The following is a 6,440-nucleotide window of genomic DNA, read 5'->3' as shown; positions in this document are numbered from 1 at the left end:
AACTCGCCTTCTTCACCGGCCGCGACCAGTCGCAGTCGCTGACCGGCTGGTGGGCGAGCCAGTTCGGTACGCCGAACTTCGCCGCCCATGGCGGCTTCTGTTCGGTCAACATGGCGGCCGGTGAAGAAGGCGAGTTTCCTGGGGTCGGTCCGGCGGATGTTCGACAGCCGTTCCGTAGCGATCGAGAGCGCCTCTTCCCACTCGATCTCGCGGAACTCGCCGGAGCCGCGCGGGCCGGCGCGCAGCAATGGCTTCTTCAGCCTTGCCGGGCTGTAATGCTGCATGATGCCGGAGCTGCCCTTGCCGCAGATCACGCCGCGATTGACCGGGTGGTCCTTGTTGCCGTTGATGTAGCGGACCTTGCCATCCTTGATGTGTACATCGATTCCGCAGCGGCAGGCGCACATGTAGCAGGTCGTCTTGGCGATGCTGTCGGAAACGGCAGGCGAGGTGTCGACGCCGTCGCCTTCATCGGGCGCTCGCGTGTCGGCAAGCGGGCGTTGCGATGGTGCCGAATTCGCGCCGCGCGGCGGTCCCTGCATCATGATCCGGTGGCGCCTGTACGGCGCATGGATTTGGCCCGCGTCTTCGGTCCGGGGCCGCGCACGTAATGCTCTTCCGGGTGGTAACGATCACCGGCAAGCCGCCGTCTTATGCCGCGGATCCAATGCGCAAGCAGGGATCTGAAACGCCCGATCATTCTGCTCTCTGCGATCTTTCGGCGAATTTTTTCTAACTTCGCTGGAAAACTTAGAATAAAGCTATCGATCTGTCTAATCAGTTGTTCTTGTAAATTCGATCGATATTGGTTCTTAATACGGACATGACCCTGGATCAGTTGCGGATTTTCGTCGCCGTCGCCGAGCGCGGCCATATGACCAAGGCGGCGGAACTGCTGGGCATTTCGCAGTCGGCGGCATCGGCGGCCATCCGGGCGCTTGAAGAACAGCACGGCGTCCACCTGTTCAACCGCGTCGGCCGCAACATCGAGCTTGCCCAGACCGGCCATCGGTTCCTGCCCGAGGCCAAGGCCGTGCTCGAACGGGCCGCCGCTGCCCGCAATGTGCTGGAGCATGTCTCGCAGACCGTCACCGGCAGCCTCTCGATCGCCGCCAGCCAGACCATCGCCAGCTACTGGCTGCCGCGCCGGCTGGCTTCCTTCCACGAAGCCTATCCGGCCGTCAGGCTGAGCGTCTCCATCGGCAACACCAGGCAGGTCGAGGCCAATGTCCTCGATGGCGCGGCGGATCTGGGCCTGGTCGAAGGCCGCACCGAGTCCGATATCCTGCGCCGCACCAAGGTCGACGTCGACAAGCTGATGCTGGTGGTTGCCAGCGCGCATCCGGAGATCCCCGAAGTCGCGCCCGGCCGCCCTGACATCAAGTGCCTGCGCTGGATCATCCGCGAGGGTGGTTCGGGTACGCGCGAGGTGCTGGAGGATCTGGCGCGCCACGAAGGGATTTCGCTCGCCGACCTCCAGATATTCCTGGTGCTGCCGAGCAATGAAGCTATTCGCCAGGCGGTCGAGGCGGGGGCCGGCGCCACCATCATCTCCGAGCTTGTCGCGGCTCGCGCCGTGGCCGAAGGCAGTCTGAGATCGGTGCCGCTCGAACTGCCGAAACGCGACTTCGCCATGATCACCCATCGCGATCGCCAGGCAAGCCTGGCCCAGATGGCGCTTAAGGCGCATCTCGACGGCAAGGCGGATGCCCCGTCGGCGGGCTAGAGTATCAGAGTTTGCGGGTTTGCCGTTGGCTCGGAGGTCTTGGTACTTTGTATCGAGTGGCTGATTGAAACGCCTCACCACGACCTTCCTCCCCAGATGGGCTCGCTAGCGCTGTCCGCCTCGACGCTCAGCCGTCACTCTGGCAATCCGGCGTCCCGCAGCGCGCTTCCCAGAGTCTCCGCGAGCGCTGGCGCACAGCGCACGCCAGCAAATTGGCGCCTGTAGCGGAAGCCCGGCTGAAGCTCGCGCACGCGCGCGGCGGCGGCCCTCGCTTCGTCCAGCCGGCCGAGTTTGGCGAGCGCAGCGGTCAGTTGCACGTAGGTGATGCTGTGTGCCGGATTGGCTTGAACGGACTTGTAGGCTGCGCGACAAGCTTCTTCGTAACGCCCGCGCAGCAAATGGCTCATTGCTTGGGCGTCAAACGCGGCCCAAGCCCACGAATCGAACGGGCTTAGCCGGATACCCTTCTCGCTCCATTCTATCGCGCGCTCTGCTTCGCCGGCCCATCCGAGAACGACGCTGCCAAGAATGTAAGTCAGCGCCGATGACGGGCTAATGGCGAGGGCTGCGTCTAATGCCGTGAATGCAGCGGCGCGATCATGCGCGTCCATGCCGATCGAAAACCCTGCCCATGTCAGAGCGAGTGCATCGTCTTGTCCATGGACAATGGCCAATCGGGCGTGCCGGATCGAAGCCGCACGGTTGAATTCCTGCAGCCCGGCACGAAGGAACAAACAATGATGACACATTGCTGCATTGCCATGCGCAAGGGCATAGGCAGGCTCGAGTGCGATGGCACGCTCAAGAAGCGCCAGTGCTCTCGTAACTTGTTCCGGCATACCTGTATCGACATCAGGCTGGGCTTGAAGCACGAGATCGTATGCGTCGAGACTCTCTGGGCGCTTCCGCCTGACACGTTCAATTTCCGCTTTTCGCAAGCTTGGAGCAATCGCGCCCACCGCTGATAGCGCGATTTCGTCCTGAAGCGCGAAAATGTCCTCCGAACTGCGGTCGTAGCGCTCGGCCCACACGTGCGCGCCGGTCGATGCATCGATCATCTGAGCGGTTACGCGCACACTACCGCCAGCTTTGCGCACGCTGCCTTCGAGGACATATCGTACGCCAAGCTCGCTGCCGACCTGCTTCACGTCCACGGCGCGGCCTTTGTAAGCGAAGGTCGAGTTTCGCGCGATAACGAAAAGCCATTTTATGCGTGCCAGGCCGGTGATGATGTCATCGACCATTCCATCGGCGAAGTACTCCTGTTGCGGATCTCCGCTCAAGTTCGAGAACGGCAGGACCGCCACGGAAGGCTTCTCAGGCAAGGTCGGCGCCGACGCGGTGCGGGCGGCTGCAAAACGATCAGGGACACTCGTCGCAACAGCCGGTCCTACATAGCGATAGCCTCGGCGCGGCAGTGTTTCGATCCAGCTCTCAGCATCCGCTGCGTCGGCCAATACCCGGCGCAAGGCCGCGATCTGGACCGTCAGGTTGTTGTCGGCAACCGCCAATTTGCCCCAGCCGGCTTCGACCAGCGCGTCTTTGGATACCGGTACGCCCGCGTTTTGGAGCAGCAAACGCAGAAGCGAAACGGCGCGTTGCCCAAGCATGGTCGGCTCGGTGCCGTGATACAAAATGCCCGCCACCTGATCGAGACGGAACGGGCCAAACTGATAAAGGTCGCCTCCGATTGTCATCCAACGCTTTTAGCAAATTTTTGGGAACGAATTCACGACTTTCCCGGCATCGACGGCCAATGTCGCACAGGTGCTTGCCGGAAGTAAGCACCCAGTCAAAGGAGGATCCTATGAGCGCCAATGCCATTATTCGCATGCCCGACGAGAAGAAGGGGATCATGCTGCGTGGTCAACCTATGGTCTTCCTCGTCACCGGCGAAAACACCAAGCACACGAGCATGTTTGACTGGACGATCCCAGCGGGATTCGCCACCGGACGGCATGTTCACCGTGTGCAGGAAGAGACGTTCTACCTGCTCGAAGGCGAGTGTGCGTGGCATGTCGGCGACAAGACGGTTCGCGCAACGCCCGGAACCTATCTGTTCATTCCACCGGGAGTGCCGCACGACATCACGAATGTCAGTGAGAGACCCGCCCGCGTGCTGATGACCGTCTCTCCGCCTGGCCACGAACGCTACTTCGAAGAACTTGCCAAACTCGCGGCGCAGGGTGCGCCGGACCCAAAAGCCCTCGCTGAGCTGCGGAACCGCTACGATACTGACCAGCTCTCGACTTTGACGACACGCGGGTAGGCATCTGTCACGGCGGCCCCACGACAGCTTCTGGCCCATTGCGACATATCGCGCTGGCGCACGAGCTTGGTCGCTATCGGCGCAAAGCGGACGTGATCTTCATCGCATCACGCCGAAGGTTATGGGTACACGACCTGGCCTAAAGCGGATCAGTAATCTCTGAAAAGCTGGACCGCTCGAAGAAAGCCTCAGCCGAACTTGCGTTGCGCATCCAGCGCCAGGCCAAGTCCGACCGAGCCGAACATGTCGCCTTCGATGACGGATGCCTGCGGCACCATCGACAGGATCTCTCGTTTGGCCAGCGGGATCGCGGTCGATCCGCCGGTCAGGAACACCGCGGTGATGTCGGACGGCTTCACCTCAGCGTCCCTGATAGTCTGCCCGACCGTTGCGGTGACCCGCTCGATGTCCCTGGCAATCGTCGCGTCGAGCCCGCTGCGCGTGATTTCGGCGGTGAACTCCGCACCCGGCAGCTTCACAGCGACCTCTGCGGATGACCTGTCGGTCAGCTCTATCTTGGCCTTCTCAACACGTGCGGCCAGCGCGTGTCCGTAGCGGTGTTCGACGACGTGGATGAAACGGTCGACCAGGTCGGCGCGCTCGGCCTCGTAGCGGATCTGGCGCAGATGCGTCATCGCCTTGGCGGTGTAGACCAGGTTGATGCGCTGCCATGTGGCGAGGTCTATGAAATAGCTTGCCGGCAGGTTGCGCTTGCCGTCCTTGGTCGGCGTCAAATAGCCGAGCTGCGGCATGACATGGGCGATGCTCAGCAGCCGGTCGAAATCCGTACCGCCGATATGGACGCCCCGGCTGGCCAGGATGTCGTCCTTGCGGTCGAGCAAACGGGAGCGCTGCGGCGAGACCCGCACGATCGAGAAGTCCGACGTGCCGCCGCCCATATCGATGATCAGCGCCAGTTCCTCGCGTGTCACCTTCTGCTCGTAGTCGAGCGCCGCCGCGATCGGCTCGAACTGGAAAGCGATGTGCTTGAAGCCCTGGGCACGTGCGGCGTTCTCGAGTTCGCTTTGCGCCTTCGCGTCGGCCTCGGCATCGTCATCGACGAATTGCACCGGCCGGCCAAGAACGACGGTCTCGACCGTATCGCCGGCATCGGCTTCCAGCCTCTTCTTGAGGTGGCCAAGGAACATGCCGACGATCTCCATGAAGCCGATCGACCGCGATTTGATGCGGGTCTTTTCATGGGCCAGCGAACTGCCGAGCACGCTCTTCAGCGAACGCATCAGCCGGCCTTCGATGCTGTCGGTGTAATTGGCGATGGCCTGGCGGCCAAAGCAGGTGCGGTTGTCCTCGAAGTTGAAGAACACGGCACTGGGCAGCGTGACCTGGCCGTTCTCCAGCGCGACGAGGCGCGGCTGCCCGTTGCGGACCACGCCCACGGTGGAGTTCGAAGTGCCGAAGTCGATGCCGCCGAAGGCTGGTCGCATGACAAGTTCCTGCATCTGTCGTCGGCGAGCCGACAGGCGCCATGAGAAATCGCGCGCTGTCCGGGGACGGGCTGCTCTGCCGAACCGAATTGTTTGTGTCTGCCATTTGGCTGGGGAGCGCGGTCTACCGCATGCCTCGGCAAAGGGAAACCACTTTTCGGGGAAAATCCTAATCTCGCCGGAAGATCAGCCTTCCGAGCCAGCCGGTCAGCATGGCCAGCGATATCGCGAAGACGCCGTAGAGGAAGGAATAATTGTGCGCGACACGGAAGATCGACTGCTCGAAACCGGATTTGCGGATTTCGAGCTGGGCCGAGCTTTCCTTGATGAACAGACCGCTCTTGAACAGGAACGCGCGGGCTTTGTGGGTTCCAACCGGCACATTCGGCGCCAGCCTCACTGTGGCGCGGAAAAGGTTCTGCGACAGGAATTGCACGCCGCCGACATTCTCGCTGTAGAGCCCGGTCGCCGACTTGCGCTCCCGCAGTGCCGCCGTGAACTCCTCGATCGTCGCCGGGCTGTCGCCGGCATCGGCGGGCTGCATGTAGAGGTTGGAGGCGCCGAGCGACAGCTGCTTGTAGCTGTTGGGTTCGGTGATGTCCTGCAGCGGCCGCGTCGTCGCCACCGAATAGGAGACGGGCACGTTTTCGAAGGTCTCAGAGTCCAGATTGACCCAGACGCCGAGCACCCTGTCCTTGCGGCGCACCACCACCGGTTTGGGCGGACCTTCGAGCACGACGATGACGTCGTAGCGGCCCTGGCGCGCGACGAGTGGATCCGGGTTCTCCAGCGAACCGAAGATGGTCAGATCGGCCCCGGAAAAACCGGCGGTGATCGAGACGTTGTCGGTGGAGAGACCGATCTGGATGCCTTCGGTCAGCGGGACCTGTGCCTTCGCCGGCACGGCGGCCGCAAGCAGCGACAGGACAATGGCGGTTGCGAATGTGCTGCGAGCCTTCATCAGTTGAGGCCCGCGGCGGACAGCGAATAGAGGTTGGGC

6 protein-coding genes and 1 pseudogene are annotated in these 6,440 nt (G+C 62.4%); 2 read left to right on the top strand and 5 right to left on the bottom strand.

What is annotated here, in order from left to right:
• Together EN991_RS41675 and EN991_RS39915 are read right to left on the bottom strand one after the other, a co-directional pair.
• A pseudogene (locus tag EN991_RS41675) lies at positions 1–545 on the bottom strand (molybdopterin-dependent oxidoreductase); the annotation flags it as partial.
• Complete coding sequence (locus tag EN991_RS39915) at positions 542–874, bottom strand: hypothetical protein (RefSeq protein ID WP_127366833.1); 333 nt, start codon at positions 872–874, stop codon at positions 542–544. The gene EN991_RS39915 and the pseudogene EN991_RS41675, both read right to left, overlap by 4 nt.
• Between EN991_RS39915 and EN991_RS18840 the strand changes: the two genes are divergently transcribed.
• Positions 824–1,726 carry a LysR substrate-binding domain-containing protein gene (locus EN991_RS18840; RefSeq protein ID WP_127369292.1) on the top strand — a complete coding sequence of 301 codons (903 nt, stop codon included), beginning with the start codon at positions 824–826 and terminating at the stop codon, positions 1,724–1,726. The genes EN991_RS39915 and EN991_RS18840 overlap by 51 nt on opposite strands.
• 134 nt (positions 1,727–1,860) lie before the next feature.
• Here the strand turns inward: EN991_RS18840 and EN991_RS18835 are convergent, their stop codons facing one another.
• A complete protein-coding gene (locus EN991_RS18835; protein ID WP_127369291.1) occupies positions 1,861–3,423 on the bottom strand; it encodes a winged helix-turn-helix domain-containing tetratricopeptide repeat protein in 1,563 nt (520 codons plus the stop codon).
• Between the two features lie 110 nt (positions 3,424–3,533).
• Here EN991_RS18835 and EN991_RS18830 point away from each other — a divergent pair, with 110 nt between their 5' ends.
• Complete coding sequence (locus tag EN991_RS18830; protein WP_013533666.1) at positions 3,534–3,995, top strand: cupin domain-containing protein; 462 nt, start codon at positions 3,534–3,536, stop codon at positions 3,993–3,995.
• A 188-nt stretch (positions 3,996–4,183) separates the two neighbouring features.
• On the opposite strand, the gene EN991_RS18825 is transcribed toward EN991_RS18830, so the two are convergent.
• Both EN991_RS18825 and EN991_RS18820 read right to left on the bottom strand, forming a co-directional pair.
• Positions 4,184–5,440: an Hsp70 family protein gene (locus EN991_RS18825; RefSeq protein WP_127369290.1), complete on the bottom strand. Its 1,257-nt coding sequence runs from the start codon at positions 5,438–5,440 to the stop codon at positions 4,184–4,186.
• Positions 5,441–5,609: 169 nt separating this feature from the next.
• Positions 5,610–6,401 (bottom strand): TIGR02186 family protein, encoded by a 792-nt coding sequence (locus EN991_RS18820; protein WP_013533664.1) that lies wholly within the window; start codon positions 6,399–6,401, stop codon positions 5,610–5,612.
• Positions 6,402–6,440: the final 39 nt, after the last annotated feature.

Source organism: Mesorhizobium sp. M7A.F.Ca.US.005.03.2.1, assembly GCF_003997795.1.
In the GTDB taxonomy this organism is placed as follows: domain Bacteria; phylum Pseudomonadota; class Alphaproteobacteria; order Rhizobiales; family Rhizobiaceae; genus Mesorhizobium; species Mesorhizobium ciceri.
Note: the sequence above shows the minus strand (reverse complement) of the source record. Positions and strands in the feature narration are given on the sequence as shown.

Excerpts from the sequence above, each read along its gene's own strand:
- EN991_RS18840 (WP_127369292.1), top strand. The coding sequence starts at position 824 with ATGACCCTGGATCAGTTGCGGATTTTCGTCGCCGTCGCCGAGCGCGGC.
- EN991_RS39915 (WP_127366833.1), bottom strand. The coding sequence starts at position 874 with ATGGCCGCGCTCGGCGACGGCGACGAAAATCCGCAACTGATCCAGGGT.
- EN991_RS18835 (WP_127369291.1), bottom strand. The coding sequence starts at position 3,423 with ATGACAATCGGAGGCGACCTTTATCAGTTTGGCCCGTTCCGTCTCGAT.
- EN991_RS18830 (WP_013533666.1), top strand. The coding sequence starts at position 3,534 with ATGAGCGCCAATGCCATTATTCGCATGCCCGACGAGAAGAAGGGGATC.
- EN991_RS18825 (WP_127369290.1), bottom strand. The coding sequence starts at position 5,440 with ATGCGACCAGCCTTCGGCGGCATCGACTTCGGCACTTCGAACTCCACC.
- EN991_RS18820 (WP_013533664.1), bottom strand. The coding sequence starts at position 6,401 with ATGAAGGCTCGCAGCACATTCGCAACCGCCATTGTCCTGTCGCTGCTT.